The organism is Luteimonas sp. WGS1318 (assembly GCF_043187535.1).
GTDB lineage: Bacteria > Pseudomonadota > Gammaproteobacteria > Xanthomonadales > Xanthomonadaceae > Luteimonas.
Genome location: NZ_CP171131.1, coordinates 2,046,487 through 2,063,653 on the forward strand (window position 1 = coordinate 2,046,487; position 17,167 = coordinate 2,063,653).

Genomic DNA, 17,167 nt, shown 5'->3' on the forward strand with positions numbered 1-17,167 from the left:
CGGGGCCGGTCCAGCGCAGGGGATGGGCCCGACACCATCACGCAAGGAGCTCACATGGACCGGTCATCCCTCATCGCCCTTCCGATCGCCGCCTGCGTCGGCCTCGCCGCACTCGCCCTGCCCGCTCACGTGCATGCGCAGACGCCGGTCTGGGAGGAGAATTTCAACGGCAATTCGATCGACGGCAACACCTGGACCTTCGACGTCGGTACCGGCTGCCAGATCGGTATCTGCGGCTGGGGCAACAGCGAGCTGCAGTACTACACCAGCCGCCCGGAAAACGCGCGTGTCGAGAACGGCAATCTCGTCATCGAGGCGCGTCGCGAGACCTTCGAAGGCAGCCCCTTCACCTCGGCGCGGCTGAAGACCGAAGGTCGCGTGCATTTCAGGTACGGCACGCTGGAGGCGCGCATTCGCACGCCCGAGGTCGGCAACGGCCTGTGGCCCGCGTACTGGATGCTCGGCGCGGTCGGCGTGTGGCCCGATCGCGGTGAGATCGACATCATGGAGATCGGCCACGTCGACGGCATTGCCGCGGGCATGGCCAACCGCCGCGTCGGCGGCGCGGTGCACTGGAACTACGGCGGTGGCCATGCCAGCCACGGCGATTTCGCGGATTTCCCGACCGACCTGCACGACGACTACCGCATCTACCGGATGACCTGGGATCCGGAGTTCATCCGCGTCTCCGTCGACGGCCTGCAGTACTTCGAGATGGCGATCTCGGACATCGAGGGCGCCTCGCTGCACGAGTTCCACCAGCCGCATTTCCTGCTGCTCAACCTCGCGGTCGGCGGCACGTACACCGGCATCCTCGATGCCAACGGCATCACCGCACCGCTGCCCGGTGCCATGCACGTCGACTGGATCCGCTTGTACCAGGACCATCCCGACAGCGAGCTGCAGATCGGCGGCGACAGCGCCGTGCCGGCCGGTCGCTTCGGCGTCTACTCCGAACAGGGCGGCCTGGCCGGCGCGCTGGATTTCGGCAGCGACGCGGACCTGTTCCTCTGGAACAATCTCGCGCCGATCAGCGCCGCGCCGTTCGAAGGCAGCGAGACGATGGCGTTCCGCGCGAACGCCGGGGACTGGTTCGGACTCGGCATCATCACCGACTACCGCAACATGAGTGCCTATGCCGGCGGTGCGCTGAAATTCCATATGCGCACCACGACGGCATCGACATTCAAGATCGGTATCAACACCTCGTTCGGTGACAGCTGGGTCGACTTCGTCGCCGGCGGCCAGAACTACGGGCTGGCGCGCGACGGCCAATGGCACGAGGTCACGATTCCGTTCAGCGCCTTCTACGATCTCGACCTGCATGCGGTGAAACAGATGTTCATGGTCGTCGCCGACCCGCCGGTGCAGGACGTCGAACTGTTCATCGACAACGTCTACTACCAGAGTCCGTGAGCCTGTGAGCCGGGCGCGGCGCACCGCGCCCGGCTCAGAACACCGACAGGCCGGTCATGCGCGTGAAGCGGTGCAGCGCGTAGGCACCCAGCAGCGAGTTGCCCTTCTCGTCCAGCGCCGGCGACCACACGCACAGGTTCAGCACGTGCGGCACCACCGCGACGATGCCACCGCCGACGCCGCTCTTGGCCGGCAGGCCGACGTGGAACGCGAACTCGCCGGCGGCATCGTAGGTGCCACAGGTCATCATCACCGCGTTGGTACGCCGGGCGCGCTCGATGCTGGTCACCTGCTCGCCCGACGACGGGCATTTGCCGCGGTCGGCCAGGAACTGCAGGCTGCGCGCGAGGTCGATGCAGTTCATCTTCAGCGCGCACTGGAAGTAATAGAAATCCAGCACCGCCTGCACGTCGTTCTCGATATTGCCGAAGCTGCGGATGAAGTTGGCCAGTGCCACGTTGCGGTAGCCGCTCTTGCGCTCCGACTCCCAGATCTCGTCGTCGCGGCCGATGTCGGGATTGCCCGAACGCTCGCGCATGAAGCGCAGGAACGTGCCTTCCGGATCGTCGTAGTGCGACAGGATCACGTCGGCGACGACGATCGCGCCGGCATTGATGAAGGGATTGCGCGGAATGCCGCTCTCGTGTTCGAGCTGGATCAGCGAGTTGAACGGATCGCCCGAGGGCTCGCGCCCGACGCGCTTCCACAGATCGTCACCGGCCATGTCCAGCGCCAGCGTCAGCGTGTGGACCTTGGAGATGCTCTGGATCGAAAACGGTGCGTGCGCCTCGCCCACGGTGTAGACGTCGCCGTCGAGTGTGACCACCGCCATGCCGAAGGTGTCGCGCGGCACCGAGGCGAGCGCGGGAATGTAGTCGGCCACCTTGCCCTTCTGCGTGTCGAAGCGCTCGCGGACCTCGGCATGGATCGTCGACAGGATCTCCTGCAGATCGTGGCGGCTGAGGTCGTGCGGGTTCTGCGGAGGGCTGCGCATGGGGAATTCGCATCGGGAACGGGCCGCGAGTGTGCGCGTCGCCGTGTCAATGGGCGGTGCGCGTGCCGGGCACGCCTGCTTGACGTCCGCCCGTCCACACTGCGCGCTCTTTCTTCAGCGAACGAGGCCGACATGGGCATGCTGGTCGATGGTGTATGGCGCGATGACGACGATGCACTGGTGGACGACGACGGACGCCTGCAACGGCCGTCCTCGGTGTTCCGCGACTGGGTGACCGCCGACGGCGCACCCGGCCCCACCGGTGACGGCGGCTTCCGCGCCGAGCCCGGCCGCTATCACCTGTACATCGCGCGGGCCTGCCCCTGGGCGCACCGCGCGGCGATCTTCCGTGAGCTCAAGGGCCTGCAGGACATGATCGGCCTGTCGGTCACCCACTGGCTGATGGCCGAGGACGGCTGGACGTTCGCCGACGGTCCGGGCGTGATCCCGGACACCATCGAAGGCGCGAGCACGGTCTGGCAGTTGTACGTGAAGTCGGATCCCGACTACACCGGCCGTGTCACCGTGCCGGTGCTATGGGACACGCAGACCTCGCGCGTGGTCAGCAACGAATCCGCCGACATCATCCGCATGTTCAACAGTGCCTTCGACGCGGTCGGCGCCACGCCGGGGGATTTCTATCCCGAGGCCCTGCGCGGTGAGATCGACGCCGTCAACGAGCGCATCTACGACGGCCTCAACAACGGCGTCTACAAGGCCGGCTTCGCCAAGCGCCAAGCCGCCTACGACGAGGCCGTGGCCGGCGTGTTCGACACGCTGGACTGGCTGGAAGCGCGCCTGTCCGAGCGCCAATACCTCGTCGGCGACACGCTGACCGAAGCGGACTGGCGCCTGTTCACGACGCTGCTGCGCTTCGATGCCGTTTACCACGGGCACTTCAAGTGCAACCGGCGGCGGATCGTCGACTACCCCGCGCTCTGGGCCTATACGCGCCGGCTGTACGCGCATCCTGCGGTCGCGCCGACGATCGACATGGACCACATCAAGCGCCACTACTACCAGAGCCACCGGCACATCAATCCGACCGGCGTCGTGCCGGATGGCCCGGTGCTCGACTTCAGTCTGGACGACGCGGCAGCGACCAGGGCGCGTTGAGCCCGCGCAGCGGCGGTATTCAGTCGCCGGTCGACGCCCCGTCGGCCGGCGGCACTTCGTAGAGTTCGAGCGGCAGACCGTCGGGATCGGCGAAGAACGTGAAGCGCCGCCCCGTGTACGGATCGATGCGGACGGTCTCGACCTCCACGCCCGCAGCGACCAGTCGCGCGCGGCCGGCGTCGACATCGTCGATCGCGAATGCGAGATGCCGCAGCCCGCGCGCCTCCGGCCACGAGGGCCGCGGCGGCGCATCGGGAAACGAGAACAGCTCGAGCTGCCCGCCATCGGGCAGCGCGAGATCGAGCTTCCACGAGCGACGATCTTCACGATAGTGCTCGGCCAGGACCGTCAGGCCCAGCACGTCCGTGTAGAACGCCTTGGAGACCGCGTAGTCGCCGCAGATCACCGCGACGTGGTGAATGCCGCGCAGCATCGTGTCAGCGCGCGGCCAGTGCGAACTCGATCGCCGCGCGCACGGCCGCGACCTGGGCCGCGTCGCATTCGGCCGGCGTGGTCCGCGGGCTGTCGGGATAGACCTCGGTCGTGGTGACGAAGGGCGCGTCGCTGACGCCGGCGCACAGGCCGAGGCGGCGGACCGGGTACTCGATCAGCCCCGGCGCCGCGAGCGGCGTGCCGATCAGGGTGCCGTCCGCGTCCGCCGGCGCGATGTGGGTGGCCGAAGCGACCGCATCGAGAATCGCCTGCTGAAACGCGGGCTGCGGCCGTTCGGAATCACCAACGAGGTAGAAGCCGTCGGGAATCGTGCCGGGAACGAAGATCTGGCCGTCGCGCGCCGCGAGCGCCGGGCGGAACTCGCTCTCGTCGCTGTCGGTCGTCTCGTGCAGATCGACGTGCACCCGGATGCGCGCACGCACCGGCGCCACCAGGGCGATCAGCGCCGCGGATTCGGCGGCCGGGCTGTCGGCGCGGAACGCGCGGTTCGGATCGACCGCGTCGCGGTTCCAGCGCTGGATGCGTTCGAACGCCCACGGGCTCACGCACGGCGCCACCAGCAACTGGATGCGTCCGGCGTACGCGGCGGCATGCTGCTCGGCGAACGCCAGCGCGCCCTGCACGCCGCTGGTTTCGTAGCCGTGCACGCCGCCGGTGACCAGGGCGATCGGCAGGGTGTCGTCCGCCTCGCGGCTGCGCAGTGCGGACAACGGGAACGCTTCGCCGTCGTAGACCAGTTCGCCGTACTGCACGACGTCCCAGGTCGCGCGCAGCCGCTCGATGCGCGGCAGCACCTCGTCGGCGTAGCGACGATGGCGCGCGAGCCGGCTACGCCACTGCGCGCGTTCGGACTCGCCCCAGGGCTGGCCAGGCGTGCCGAGACCGGCGAAAGCGGTGGATGCGGTCATGCGTTCACTCCTGAACTGCGGGCCGGGCACTGTACACGCGGGTCGGCGCCGCCCGCGACCGCGCGGCGCGCGGTTCGGTCAGCGCTCACGATGTGCCGGCATCGATTCGCGACGGTGCCGCGCGTGCATGCCAGGCCTGCAGCAGCGCGGTCTCGCGTGCGCGCGACATGCCCGCACGCACGGTGCGGCGACGGTCGTCGGGCAGGCCGCGATGCCATGCCAGCAGATCGCTCACCGTCGTCGCCAGCGGCCGGAAACGCAGTCCGGACTCGATCGCACGCCGGTTGTCGACCTGGCCGAAGCCGGCGAAGCGATGATCGGCCGGAAACCAGATCGGCAGATCCGCGCCGAAGGCGATGCCCTGCTCGGCCAGGAAATCCGCGGGCACATGGGTGAAGCGGATCGGACCGCCGGTCACCGCATGCAGGCCGTGGACCAGGGCATCGGTGCCGAGCCGATAGTCGGGCCCCGTCGCGTTGAAGACGCCCGAGGTGCGCGTCTCGGCCAGACGCACGATCCACTCGCCGAGGTCACGCCCGTCGATGCACTGCACCGGATCCCGGCCGTCGCCCGGCACCAGCATCTCGCCGCCGTCGGCAACCCGCAGCGGCCACCAGGTGAAGCGGTCGGTCTCGTCGCGCGGCCCGACGATGAAGCCCGGGCGCACGATGGCGACGCGCGCGCCGAACTGCCGTCGCGCCTCGGCCTCGCTCGCGGCTTTCAGCGGACCGAACAACGCCGCCATGTCGGCCGCCAGCGACGCCTGGGTTTCGGCCAGCGGATCCACGCCTGCATACGCTGCCAACGGCGCGTCTTCGGTGATGCCCGCGGGACCGCTATCGGCGTAGACCGAGATCGACGACACGAAGATGTAGTGCCCGATCCGCCCGCGCAGCACGTGGCCCACGTCGCGCACCCAGGCCGGCAGTGTCGTGGGATTGTCGATGCAGACATCCCATTCGCGCCCCTCGAGTGCGCGCAGATCGCCGGTATCGCGATCGCCCTGCAGCTGTTCCACATGGCCTGCCCACTCGGGCGCCGGCCGTCGACCACGGTTGAACAGCGTGACCTGATGGCCACGCGCCAGCGCGTAGGCGACCTGGAACGGGCCCGTGAAGCCGGTGCCCCCCAGGATCAGGATGCGCAGCGGCCTGTCGGTCGGCGTGACCCGCGCCATCGACGCGGCGCTGGTCACATTCGGCAGCGCGCCGGCGGCAGCGGCGAGCGCAGCAGTTTTCAGTACGGCACGACGGCTGGGCATGGGACGCTCCCGGGCGGCGCGTCACCGCGGCGGCGACGCTGTCGGCGCAGTCTGCCGCCGGTGCAGGCCCGTTTCCCCTGCCGGAAGTCGGGATGCCTGACAGCCATCCACCGGCGCGACGCGCGGACGACCGCCGGATCGTCGCTAGGTGAGATGCGTGCGGAACCAGGCGATCGTCCGCGACCACGCGAGCTCGGCGGCTTCAGCGTCGTAGCGCGGCGTGGAGTCGTTGTGGAAGCCGTGATGGGTGCCGGGGTAGATGTGGCCTTCGTAGCGCGTGCCCGCAGCCTTCAGGGCGGCTTCGTAAGCCGGCCAGCCCTCGTTGATCCGCGGATCGTTCTCGGCCAGGTGCACCAGCAGCGGGGCGCGAATGCGCGGCACGTCGTCGGGGCTCGCCTGGCGCCCGTAGAACGGCACCGCGGCCGCGAGCTCCGGATACGCCACCGCCGCCGCATGCGACACCCCGCCGCCGTAGCAGAAGCCGGTGATGCCGACCTTGTCGGTCACGCGATCACTGGCCAGAAGGAATTCGATCGCCGCGAAGAAGTCGTTCATCAGCTTTTCGGGATCGACCGTCTGCTGTAGTTCACGGCCCTTCTCGTCGTTGCCTGGATAGCCGCCCACCGACGACAGCCCGTCCGGCGCCAGGGCGACGAACCCGGCCTTGGCCACGCGACGCGCCACATCCTCGATGTAGGGATTGAGCCCGCGGTTCTCGTGTACGACCACGACGCCCGGCACCGGCCCGTCGACCTTCGCCGGACGCACCAGGTAGCCGCGCACGTCGCCATGGCCGTTGGGCGACGGGTAGCGGATGTATTCGGCGACGATCTCCGGATCGGTGAACTGGATTTGCTGGGCCAGCGCGTAGTTGGGGCTCAGCGAGGCCAGCAGCGCGGTCGCGGTGAGGCCGCCGACCGCGAACCGTGCGGCGCGGTCGAGAAATTCCCGGCGACCGATCCGGCCGTGAACGTAGAAGTCGTAGAGCTCCAGCAGATCGGGATGGAAATCGCGTGCGGTCAGACGGGACATCGGTGGCCTCCGGCGCTGGCAAGTGTCCGGAGTGTACGGCGGCGTTCCGGCACTGGCGCACCGCGCGACGGCTGGGCGCACAATGCAGCGCATGGATCCCGTGCCCGGCCTCGATCTCAGCATTCCGCCGTTCGACCTGCTCGACGATGCCGGCCGCGCGCGGCTGCAGGCCCGCGTCGACGTCGGCTTCCACCCTGCCGGCACCACGCTGATAGAAGCCGGCCACGCGTCGCCCCATGCCCACGTGATCCTCAAGGGACTGGTGCACGCCTACCAGCGCGACGACAGCGGCCACGAACGCCGCTTCGCCGACTACGGCCCGGGCGACGTCTTCGGCGCCTGGGCGGTGATGGCGGGCCGCGCGCGGCTAAGCTACCGCACCGACTCCGACGTGCTGAGCTTCCTGATTCCGGCCGACACCTTCCGCAGTCTGGTCGCGGACTATCCGCGGTTCGCGGCCTATTTCAACGAAGGACTGGCGGTGAAGGGTCGGCTGTCGGGCGACGCGCGCGAACGCCGCGAAGCCGCGGAACTCATGGTCACCCAGGTCGGTGAAGCGCAGCTCGCGCCCGCCGAGCGCGTCGCGTCCAGCACCACCATCGCCGAGGCCAGCGCACGCCTGCACAGCAGTCGCGTCGATTGCCTGCTGGTCGAGGACGCCGAGCACGTGGAGCCGGGCATCGTCACCCGCACCGATCTGCTGGAGGCCCTGACGCTGCGGGGGCTGCCGCTCGACGCCCCGGTGGGCGCGCTCGCGAGCCGCCCGCTCGTGTGCATCGGCACCGGCGAGGTGTTGTTCCAGGCGCTGATCAGCATGACCGAGCGGCATATCGAGCGCGTGGTCGTGCGCGATCGCGACGGTACGCTTCGCGGCACGCTCGGCATCGCCGAAGTGCTGTCGCATTTCGCCAGCCACTCGCACCTGATCAGCCTGCGCCTGGCGCGGGCGCGGTCGCTGGACGAGATCGCGGCCGCGGCCTCCGGCATGACCGGCCTGGTGCGCAGCCTGGCCGCGCACGGCGCGCGGATGCCGTATCTGATGGAACTGGTCAGCGCCCTGAACAGTCGGGTCATGGCGCGGCTGTTCGAGCTGGTGGTGCCCGCCGAACACCGCGACCGCATCTGCCTGCTCGTGATGGGCAGCGAGGGCCGCCGCGAACAGCTGCTCAAGACCGACCAGGACAACGCGCTGGTGATCGCCGACGACCTCGACTGGGACGGCCTGCCCGACGCGATGGCGCGCTTCAGCGAGGCATTGGATCGGGTCGGCTATCCGCCCTGCCCCGGCGGCGTGATGGTCAACAACCCGCACTGGCGCATGACCGCGCGCGAATGGCAGGCGCGGATCGAGCACTGGCGCCAGCGCCACGGCGGCGAAGCGGCGCTGGATCTGTCCATCGCATTGGACGCGCGGCCGGTGGCCGGCAACACGGCCCTGTTCGCGCCGGTCAAGGACGGCCTGATGGCACTCGGCGGCGACGAGATCCTGATGCACCACCTGGCCCGCGCGACCCTCAATTTCGATCCGCCGTTGACGTTCTTCGGCCGGGTGCGCACCGCAGCCGAAGGCACCGACCTCAAGAAGGGCGGCATCTTCCCCGTCGTCCACGGTCTGCGCTGCCTGGCGTTGCGCCACGGCATTGCCGCCACCGGAAGCCTGGAACGCTGCGAGGCCCTGACCGCACGCGGTGAGCTGCCGGCCGCGCTGGGCCGCGATCTGCCGCAGGCGCTCGACGTGTTCCAGCGCATGCGCCTGGACGCGCAGCTCGCCGGGCTCGAGACCGGGCGTGCGCCCGACAACCGCATCGACACCGAACGTCTGCGTCGCCTCGACCGCGAGCTGCTGCGCGACGCCCTGCACGTGGTCAAGGAGTTCCGCGACCACGTGCGCCGCGCGTTCCATCTGGCCGACTGACGTGGACCGGCTGCGCCGCTGGTGGCTGCGTCGACAGCATGGCGATGGCGAATGGGCCGGTCTGCTGCAGCCGCCGCCGCGCGACACGTGGGTGAGCCTGGATCTGGAAACCACCGGCCTGGACCCGCAACGCGACCATATCCTCAGCCTCGCCGCGGTGCCGGTGCACGGCGGCGTCGCCCAGTTGTCGGAACGCTTCGAGCGCCGCATCCGGCCCGATCGCGCGTTCGGCATCGACTCCATCCGCCACCACCACATCACCCCGGACGAAGCCGCCGACGGCCTGTCGGTCACGCCGGCCGTGCGCGAGTTCCTGCACTGGCTCGGCAGCCGTCCCCTGCTCGGGTATCACCTGGCCTTCGACCTGGCGATGCTGGCGCCGCACGTCCGCGCGCTCACCGGATTCAACCTGCCGCAGGCGCGGGTGGACCTGGCCGAGCAGTACGCCACGCGTGCGCGACGCGCGCGACCCGACGTGCCACCGAACCTCGAACTTCCACGCATCGCCGATGCGCTGGGCGTGCCGGTGCTCGGCCGGCACAGCGCCCTCGGCGATGCCACCACCGTCGCCCTGTGCTGGCTCGCGCTGCGGACGGGCCGGGCCGCGTCCACCGGCTGACGCGGCGGGCTCATCCGCTGCCCGCGGCCTGCGCGCTAGGCTCGGAGGTCCGCGCCGAAGCGCTCTGCCCTCTGCTGGAGAACGACCATGCGATTGATCCTGGCCGGCGCGACCGGCCTCGTGGGCCGTCACGTACTCGCGCGTGCGCTCGCCGAGCCGCGTGTCCATCGTGTGGTCGCGCCCACGCGACGGCCCCTGCCCGCGCATCCGAAGCTCGACGCACCCGTAGTCGATTTCGACCACCCACCCGAAGACGCCGACTGGTGGCACGCCGATACCGTCATCTGCGCACTGGGCACGACGATGAAAACCGCCGGATCACGCGCGGCGTTCCGCCGTGTCGACCACGACTATCCGCTGACATTCGCACGTCTCGCGCAGCGGCACGGCACACCGACCTACGTGCTGAACTCCGCGATGGGCGCCGACGCGCGCTCGCGCGTGTTCTACAACCGGGTCAAGGGCGAACTGGAAGCGGAATTGCGTGCGCTCGGCTTCACGTCGCTGACCCTGGTGCGTCCCGGCCTGATCGGCGGAGACCGTGACGAGCGGCGCCTCGGCGAGACGCTCGCCACGCACGTGCTGCGGACGCTGCATCCGCTGCTTCCGACGAAATGGCGGATCAATCCGGCCGAGCGCATCGCCGACGCGTTGCTGGCGGCGGCGCTCGACGCGCCCGCGGGCGTCCACGTGATCGGCTCCGACGCGCTGGCGTGAGCGCCCATGGCGGCGTCCGCGCCAGACGTGCGCTCAGCGCGGGAGACGATCGCCCGGCTGCAGCAACGGCGGCGTCGCCTCGAAGGTGTCGGGATACTTGATGCCGGCGCCGGTGTTGAGCGCGACCACGCGCTCGCCAGGCCGGATCCAGCCCGACTCGCGCAGCTGCGCCGCGGCCGCGAACAGGGCCGCGCCCTCGGGGCAGACGAACGTGCCCTCCAGCGTCGCGGCCTGGCGCTGCGCCGCGAGCAGCGCGGCATCGTCCACCGCGATCGCGCAGCCGTCGCTGGCGTACAGGGCTTCGAGCACCAGGAAATCGCCGAGCGCCTTGGGCACGTTGAGACCGAAGGCAACCGTGCGCGACTCCGGCCAGAACGCCGACTCGGTGGCGCCGCGCGCCCAGGCCTCGACGATCGGCGCGCAGCCGGCGGCCTGCACCGCGACCAGCCGCGGCGACGGATGCGCGGCGTCGATCCAGCCCAGCGCACGCAGTTCGGCGAACGCCTTGTGCAGCCCGATCAGACCGACGCCGCCACCGGTGGGATACAGGATCACGTCGGGCAGCTGCCAGTCGAACTGCTCGGCGAGCTCCAGCCCCATCGTTTTTTTGCCTTCGATCCGGTACGGCTCCTTCAGCGTCGAGGCGTCGTAGAGGCCGCCGTCGGCCACCGCCTGCGCGACGATCTTCCCGGCGTCGCTGATCAGGCCGTCGACGAGATACAGCTGCGCACCGGCGAGCGCGACCTCGTTGCGGGTGATCGACGGCGCGTCGTTCGGCATCACGATCGTCGCGCCGATGCCCGCGCGCGCCGCGTACAGCGCCCAGGCGGCGCCCGCGTTGCCGTTGGTCGGCATCGCCAGCGCGCGCACGCCCAGTTCCTTCGCCCGCGACACGCCGACCGCCGCGCCGCGGGCCTTGAACGAGCCGGTGGGCACGATGCCCTCGTCCTTCATCCACAACGCGTCGATGCCGAGTGCCTGCCCGAGCCGTGGCATCGGCAGCAGCGGCGTGCCGCCTTCGCCCAGCGACACCACGTGGGCGGGGTCGCGCACCGGCAGCAGCTCGTGCCAGCGCCATAGCGATGCGGTGCGCCCGCGCAGATCGTCCGGCCGCCATGTCGCGGCGAGCCGTTCGAGGTCGTAGGCCGCCAGCAGCGGAGCCCCGACCGAGGAGAGGTTCTGCACGGCGTCGGCGTCGTAGCGCGTCCCGGTGCGCGAGCAGACTAGGTGCGACAGGGCGCTGAAATCGGTCATGGCGTGATCCCTTGGAGACTCCCGACAGCCTAGCGTGGCCGCCATGGTCGCGTGTCGCGTGCAGCGCGCTGCGCGACCGGGCGACGAACGAGTCGGCGGTACGCGGTGCGGGCAAGGAAGACATCCCGCATGTGCGTCTTGATGATCCGCTCGCACGCGCATGTCGTGTACGGCAGTAGCCAACGGTGCAGATCGCACGCGGACGCGGCGCCGACGCGCAGCGTGCTCCAGCCGTCCACTTGCGAAGACCCACATCACGTGCCGCGCCAGCACCCCGGGACGTCGCGCGCCGCCGGACGCGATCGCACGACCGTCCATCGGGCCGGCATCGCGGTCCGGTCACACGCCATGCTGGGGGTCTAGACTCGACCGCACGGCCGGTCCGCATAGGTCGTGGAGGTGCTCATGGGACGCTGGTTCCTCGCCGTCATCTTGGCGATCGCGGCTTCGACCACGGCGCGGGCCGCGCACGCGGACGAGACGCCGCCGTCGCCCGAACAGGTCATGGCGATATCGCCCGAGCTGCGCCAGGCATTCCGCGCAGCGGTGACCGATCGCAGCACGTCGCCGAACGTCCGTCTCGACCTGATGATGGCCTTTCTGTTCGACACGCAGAACGGCCTGGGCATGCAGTACGACCATGCCGCGACGTACACCGTCGACCAGGCCTTCCGCACCGGCAAGGCGAACTGCCTGGCCTTCACGCTGCTGACGCTGGCGCTTGCACGCGAAGCGGGTCTCGACGCCTACGCCCAGCAGATCGACGACGTGCTGTCGTGGCGTCAGGAGAACCTGCACCTGGTGCGCACCAATCACGTCAACACCGGCGTGCGCGTCCAGCAGCGCCGCTACACGATCGACGTGGCGTCCAGCGAGATCCTGACCCGCACGCCGCCGCACGCCATCAGCGACGACGCGCTGCTGGCGATCTACTACAGCAACCGGGCGATGGAACTCGCGATCGACGGCCGGTATGCCGACGCCGCGCCTTACATGGCCGTGTCGCTGGCGCTGGATCCGGCCTCGGCGAACGGCCTCAACAACGCCGGCGTGGTGGCCTCGCGGCGCGGCGACATCGCGGCGGCCGAAGACCATTACCGCGCCGCGCTCGAACGCAATGCCGAGCACTGGGGCGCGCTCGCCAACCTGGCCCAGCTCTACGAACGGCAGGGCGACACGGCCCGCGCGCGTCCGCTGCAGGTGCGCAGCGACCGCGTGCTCAGGCGCGACCCGTTCCACCAGTTCATCACCGGCGCCCAGGCCGAGTCCGCGGGCGACCTCACGACCGCCGTGCAGCGTTACCGGCGTGCGATCCGGCTCCATCCCGGTGAGCACCGTTTCCACTTCGCGCTGGCCCGCGCGCTCGTGCAGCAGGGCGACACCCGCGGGGCGATCCGCGCGCTGACGGTGGCCCGCGATCTCGCCGATCGCGACGGCATGACGCCGTATCAGGCCAAGCTAGACCTGCTCACGAAACGCCAGCACCGATAGCGTTCGGCGCCGTCTGGAATTCGGTGACTGTGGGCTGCCCCGCGTGAGCGTTCTGACACCGGCGGTACTTGCCGGACCGGCCTGCCTGTTCGCCGCGGCCGGTTTCAATCGGCCGCCGATCACAGCCTCATGAACGCGATGTTGCGGTTTCGTTTAAATGCTGTTAATCCTGCTGCGGCGCAGCAATCAATAGCTTCAGCTGGCGCGGAACGGGGGGGACCACGAACCGAATCCGAGGACGCAGCGCATGGAAGACCGCAGGAATCCGCAGGTCGCAATCTCGCAGTTGGCCCAGGCCGTCAGGACCGCACTCGCGGTCGCCGTACTCGCAGGAAGCGGGAGCGCATTCGCCCAGAGCGCGCCCGCCACGCAGGACACCACCACGTCGCTGGACACCGTGTCGGTGCTCGGCTCGCGCAACCAGCCGCGCTCGGAGGCGGAGTCGTCCGTGCCGATCGACATCATCGGCGTCGAGGAATTCCGCGGCCAGGGCGCCACCGATGCACTCGACCAGCTGCGGGTGCTGGTGCCGTCGTTCAACGTCAGCACGATTCCGATCGACGACGCCGCCAGCCTCGTGCGCCCGGCCAATCTGCGCGGCCTGCCGCCGGACAACACGCTGGTGCTGGTCAACGGCAAGCGCTTCCATCGCTCCGCCGTGATCACCTTCCTCGGCCACGGGCTGTCCGACGGCGCGCAGGGGCCGGACCTGTCGGTGTTTCCGTCGCTCGCGCTCGAACAGGTGGAGGTGCTGCGTGACGGCGCCGCCGCGCAGTACGGCTCCGACGCGATCGCCGGCGTGATTAACTTCGGCCTCAAGCAGTCGCGCGAAGGCGGCACCGCCGAGGTGTTCGCGGGCCAGTTCTACGAGGGCGACGGCTTCACCAACCAGTACAGCGCGCAGATCGGCCTGCCGCTGACCGAGCGCGGCTTCGCCACGCTGACGGCCGAATGGCGCAAGGCCGACGACACGTCGCGCAGCGTGCAGCGCGACGACGCGGCCGAAGCGGACGCGGCCGGATATCCGGACATTCCGAATCCGGCGCAGATCTGGGGCTCGCCCAAGGTCAAGGACGACCTGAAGATCATCGCCAACCTCGGGATTTCCGGCGAAACGGTCGATCTGTACCTGTTCGGCAACTACGCCCGGCGCGAGATCGACGGCGGCTTCTACTACCGCACGCCGACGTCGCGCTCGGGCGTCTATTCCAACGACGGCGGTGAGACCCTGCTGGTCGGTGACCTCACCGGCGCGGGCGGATGCCCGGTGATTCCGCTGCGCGACGCGGGCGGTGGCCTGCTGCCCTATTCGGGCGTGGGCGCGGCGGTCGCGGGCCTGCCGTCGAACTGCTTCACGTTCCTGTCGGTGTTTCCAGGCGGCTTCACGCCGCGCTTCGGCGGTGAACTCGAGGACCGCTCGGTGGTCGGCGGCATCAAGGGCACCTGGGGCGACTGGCACTGGGACGTCAGCGCGACCCACGGCCGCAACCAGGTCGACTTCACGATCTACAACACCGTCAACGCGTCGCTGGGGCCGAACCAGCCCGCCGGCTTCCGCTTCTCGCCCGGCGGCAACGTGCAGACCGAGAACGGCGTCAACGTCGATGTCGGGCGTGATTTCGAGACCAGCTTCACCACCCAGCCGCTGAGCCTGTCGGCCGGTGCGGAATGGCGCAAGGAGGAGTTCGAGATCCGCGCCGGCGATGCGGCCTCGACCGGCATCGGCCCGTTGACCGAACAGGGATTCGCACTCGGCTCCAACGGCTTCAACGGCTTCAGCCCGCGCACTGCGGGCACCTTCGACCGCGCGAACTGGGCGGTGTACGTCGACGCCGAGGCCCGCTTCATCGAACCGTTGCTGCTGGCGGCCGCGCTGCGTTACGAGGACTTCGACGATTTCGGCGACACCACCAACGGCAAGCTCACCGCGCGCTACGACGTGACCGACGCGTTCGCACTGCGCGGCGCGTACAGCACGGGCTTCCGTGCGCCGACACCGGGCCAGGCCAACGTCAGCCAGATCACCACCGCGTTCGCGGGCACGGGGCTGGTCGACATCGCCACGCTGCCGCCGACCAACCCGATCGCCGCGCTCAAGGGCGCGCAACCGCTGACACCGGAGGATTCGACCAACTACTCGGCCGGCCTGGTGTGGAGCAGCGGCGACTGGCTGGTCACCGTCGACGGCTATCGCATCGAGGTCGAGGACCGTATCGCGCTGAGCTCGAGCTTCGAACTCACCGATGCCGAGCGTGCGGCCCTGGTGGCATCGGGCAACGCGGAGGCCGCATCGCTGACCTCGGTGACCTACTTCGGCAACGCCTTCGACACCACGACCACCGGGCTCGACGTCGTCAGCAGCGTCCGCACCGGCCACTTCGGCGGCACCACCACGTACTCGCTGGCCGGCAACTGGAACCGCACGCGCGTGGACCGCTTCAACGCCGACTTCGTCGACGAGGCGCGGGTCTACAAGATCGAGGAGTCGCTGCCGCGCACCAAGGGCTACTTCAGCGTCAATCACCGGCGCGACGTCTTCCACGCCAATCTGCGTCTGGCCTACTACGGCAGCTGGTACGAAGACCATGTCGACAGTGCGGTGATCCGGGTCGAAGACGGCGGCCTGCCGATCTACGACGACAGCGCGGTGATCGTCGACGCCGAGATCGGCTGGACGTTCGCCTCCGGCCTCTACGTCAACCTCGGCGCGCAGAACCTGTTCGACAAGGTGCCGGTCGACAATCCCTGGGGTGCGTCGGTGGCGGGCGCGGCGTATCCGGTGCACTCGCCCTACGGTTTCAACGGCGGCTTCTACTACGCCCGCGTCGGCTGGACGTTCTGAGTGACGCCGACCGGCGGCATCGTGCCGCCGGTCGGACGCTCGCACGCTCGCGGAGTGCGGTGAGCGCCGACGCCCCGGCATCGCCGGTCGATCTTCGCCGGTGGGATCGGTGACACTGCCGGTCCCGCCTTCGACCGTGCTGCCCATGACGACCCAGATCTGGGTGGACGCCGACGCCTGCCCTGCAGTGATCCGCGACATCCTGTTCCGGGTCGCGACGCGCGCGCGGGTCGAGGTGACCTTCGTCGCCAACCAGTGGATCCGCACGCCGGCATCGCCGCTGATCCGGGCCCTGCAGGTGACGGGCGGCTACGACGCCGCCGACGATGCGATCGCCGAACGTGCCGGCACCGGCGATCTCGTCGTCACCCAGGACATTCCGCTCGCGGCGCGCGTGCTCGCGCGCGGCGCACAGGCGGTGACACCGCGCGGCGAGCGCTTCGATCCGGACACCATCGCCGAACGGCTTTCGATGCGGACCTTCATGGACGAACTGCGCGGCGCCGGCGTGCAGACCGGTGGCCCTGCCCCCCTGCATGCGCGGGACCGGCAGGCCTTCGCCAGCCGCCTCGACCAGTGGGTCGCCGCCCGTTCGTAGCCTCATGGCCGGGCCGGGCCGGAGCGGTCTGTTCAGGCTCGCCTGCGTCGCAGGGCGAAAGGGCGTACCATGGGCGCGCCCCGGATTGCTGCGTCCCGCTTCAGGTCGCCACCGGGCCGCCCGCCGCGCCCCGTTGCGCCGATCCAGCGCTTCTGCCCGTCCCCGGACAGGCGTCCCCTTACCGCATCGCCCGCGGTCGCCGCGTCCACGCGAGTGGCGGCCGATCATCGTCGCATCCGCCCGGTTCCGCCGGACGTACGACGCTTTACCTCTTCCGCACCGGAACGAACGGAGGCTTCATGTCCAGCACCCCCAAGCCCGCAGCCGTCACCCCCAAGCCCGCGCTGCCCACCGCAGAGCGCAAGTCCAAGCAGGCGCCCGCGCTCAGCCACGACCGCATCGCCGCCGACATCGCCGCCTTCCGCAAGGCCGGTGGCAAGGTGGAGGTGCTCGGCAACACGCCGATCCAGCGCCGCGTCACCCCGGCCGCCGGCAATGCCGCCGCCGCGACGCCTGCCGCCGCCGCCCCCGCGCGCGCGCGCCGCTGACCC

General features: G+C 69.9%; 15 protein-coding genes. 9 read left to right on the plus strand and 6 right to left on the minus strand.

Annotated features, from left to right (window positions below; genetic code table 11):
- The first annotated feature begins 54 nt into the window (after window positions 1–54).
- Window positions 55–1,416, plus strand: coding sequence for a family 16 glycosylhydrolase (locus tag ACF3M1_RS09470; RefSeq protein ID WP_394000067.1), 1,362 nt, complete (start codon window positions 55–57; stop codon window positions 1,414–1,416).
- A gap of 34 nt (window positions 1,417–1,450) precedes the next feature.
- On the opposite strand, the gene ACF3M1_RS09475 is transcribed toward ACF3M1_RS09470, so the two are convergent.
- A complete protein-coding gene (locus ACF3M1_RS09475; protein WP_394000069.1) occupies window positions 1,451–2,410 on the minus strand; it encodes a glutaminase in 960 nt (319 codons plus the stop codon).
- Between the two features lie 132 nt (window positions 2,411–2,542).
- Between ACF3M1_RS09475 and ACF3M1_RS09480 the strand changes: the two genes are divergently transcribed.
- Complete coding sequence (locus ACF3M1_RS09480) at window positions 2,543–3,526, plus strand: glutathione S-transferase family protein (RefSeq protein ID WP_394000070.1); 984 nt, start codon at window positions 2,543–2,545, stop codon at window positions 3,524–3,526.
- Window positions 3,527–3,545: 19 nt separating this feature from the next.
- On the opposite strand, the gene ACF3M1_RS09485 is transcribed toward ACF3M1_RS09480, so the two are convergent.
- The 4 genes from ACF3M1_RS09485 to yghX form a co-directional block, all read right to left on the minus strand.
- Window positions 3,546–3,959 carry a VOC family protein gene (locus tag ACF3M1_RS09485; protein ID WP_394000072.1) on the minus strand — a complete coding sequence of 138 codons (414 nt, stop codon included), beginning with the start codon at window positions 3,957–3,959 and terminating at the stop codon, window positions 3,546–3,548.
- A 4-nt stretch (window positions 3,960–3,963) separates the two neighbouring features.
- A complete protein-coding gene (locus ACF3M1_RS09490) occupies window positions 3,964–4,887 on the minus strand; it encodes a M14 family metallocarboxypeptidase (protein ID WP_394000074.1) in 924 nt (307 codons plus the stop codon).
- An 85-nt stretch (window positions 4,888–4,972) separates the two neighbouring features.
- Window positions 4,973–6,148 carry an epimerase gene (locus ACF3M1_RS09495; RefSeq protein ID WP_394000076.1) on the minus strand — a complete coding sequence of 392 codons (1,176 nt, stop codon included), beginning with the start codon at window positions 6,146–6,148 and terminating at the stop codon, window positions 4,973–4,975.
- A gap of 144 nt (window positions 6,149–6,292) precedes the next feature.
- The gene (yghX, locus tag ACF3M1_RS09500) at window positions 6,293–7,180 is read right to left on the minus strand and encodes a YghX family hydrolase (RefSeq protein WP_394000078.1); all 888 of its coding nucleotides are present in this window, start codon (window positions 7,178–7,180) and stop codon (window positions 6,293–6,295) included.
- A 91-nt stretch (window positions 7,181–7,271) separates the two neighbouring features.
- On the opposite strand from yghX, the gene ACF3M1_RS09505 reads away from it, so the two are divergent.
- The 3 genes from ACF3M1_RS09505 (at window position 7,272) to ACF3M1_RS09515 (ending at window position 10,431) form a co-directional block, all read left to right on the plus strand.
- Window positions 7,272–9,095: a putative nucleotidyltransferase substrate binding domain-containing protein gene (locus ACF3M1_RS09505; RefSeq protein WP_394000080.1), complete on the plus strand. Its 1,824-nt coding sequence runs from the start codon at window positions 7,272–7,274 to the stop codon at window positions 9,093–9,095.
- Window position 9,096: 1 nt separating this feature from the next.
- A complete protein-coding gene (locus tag ACF3M1_RS09510; protein ID WP_394000081.1) occupies window positions 9,097–9,714 on the plus strand; it encodes an exonuclease domain-containing protein in 618 nt (205 codons plus the stop codon).
- 87 nt (window positions 9,715–9,801) lie between these two features.
- Window positions 9,802–10,431: an NAD(P)H-binding protein gene (locus ACF3M1_RS09515; protein WP_394000083.1), complete on the plus strand. Its 630-nt coding sequence runs from the start codon at window positions 9,802–9,804 to the stop codon at window positions 10,429–10,431.
- Between the two features lie 33 nt (window positions 10,432–10,464).
- Here the strand turns inward: ACF3M1_RS09515 and ACF3M1_RS09520 are convergent, their stop codons facing one another.
- Window positions 10,465–11,685, minus strand: a complete 1,221-nt coding sequence (locus ACF3M1_RS09520) for a threonine synthase (protein ID WP_394000085.1) — start codon at window positions 11,683–11,685, stop codon at window positions 10,465–10,467.
- A 405-nt stretch (window positions 11,686–12,090) separates the two neighbouring features.
- Between ACF3M1_RS09520 and ACF3M1_RS09525 the strand changes: the two genes are divergently transcribed.
- From ACF3M1_RS09525 to ACF3M1_RS09540, 4 genes are all read left to right on the plus strand, one after another.
- A complete protein-coding gene (locus ACF3M1_RS09525; RefSeq protein WP_394000087.1) occupies window positions 12,091–13,176 on the plus strand; it encodes a tetratricopeptide repeat protein in 1,086 nt (361 codons plus the stop codon).
- A 247-nt stretch (window positions 13,177–13,423) separates the two neighbouring features.
- Window positions 13,424–16,018 carry a TonB-dependent receptor plug domain-containing protein gene (locus ACF3M1_RS09530; protein WP_394000089.1) on the plus strand — a complete coding sequence of 865 codons (2,595 nt, stop codon included), beginning with the start codon at window positions 13,424–13,426 and terminating at the stop codon, window positions 16,016–16,018.
- Window positions 16,019–16,163: 145 nt separating this feature from the next.
- Complete coding sequence (locus tag ACF3M1_RS09535; protein ID WP_394000091.1) at window positions 16,164–16,616, plus strand: YaiI/YqxD family protein; 453 nt, start codon at window positions 16,164–16,166, stop codon at window positions 16,614–16,616.
- A 299-nt stretch (window positions 16,617–16,915) separates the two neighbouring features.
- Complete coding sequence (locus ACF3M1_RS09540; protein WP_394000093.1) at window positions 16,916–17,164, plus strand: hypothetical protein; 249 nt, start codon at window positions 16,916–16,918, stop codon at window positions 17,162–17,164.
- The last annotated feature ends 3 nt before the right edge of the window (window positions 17,165–17,167 follow it).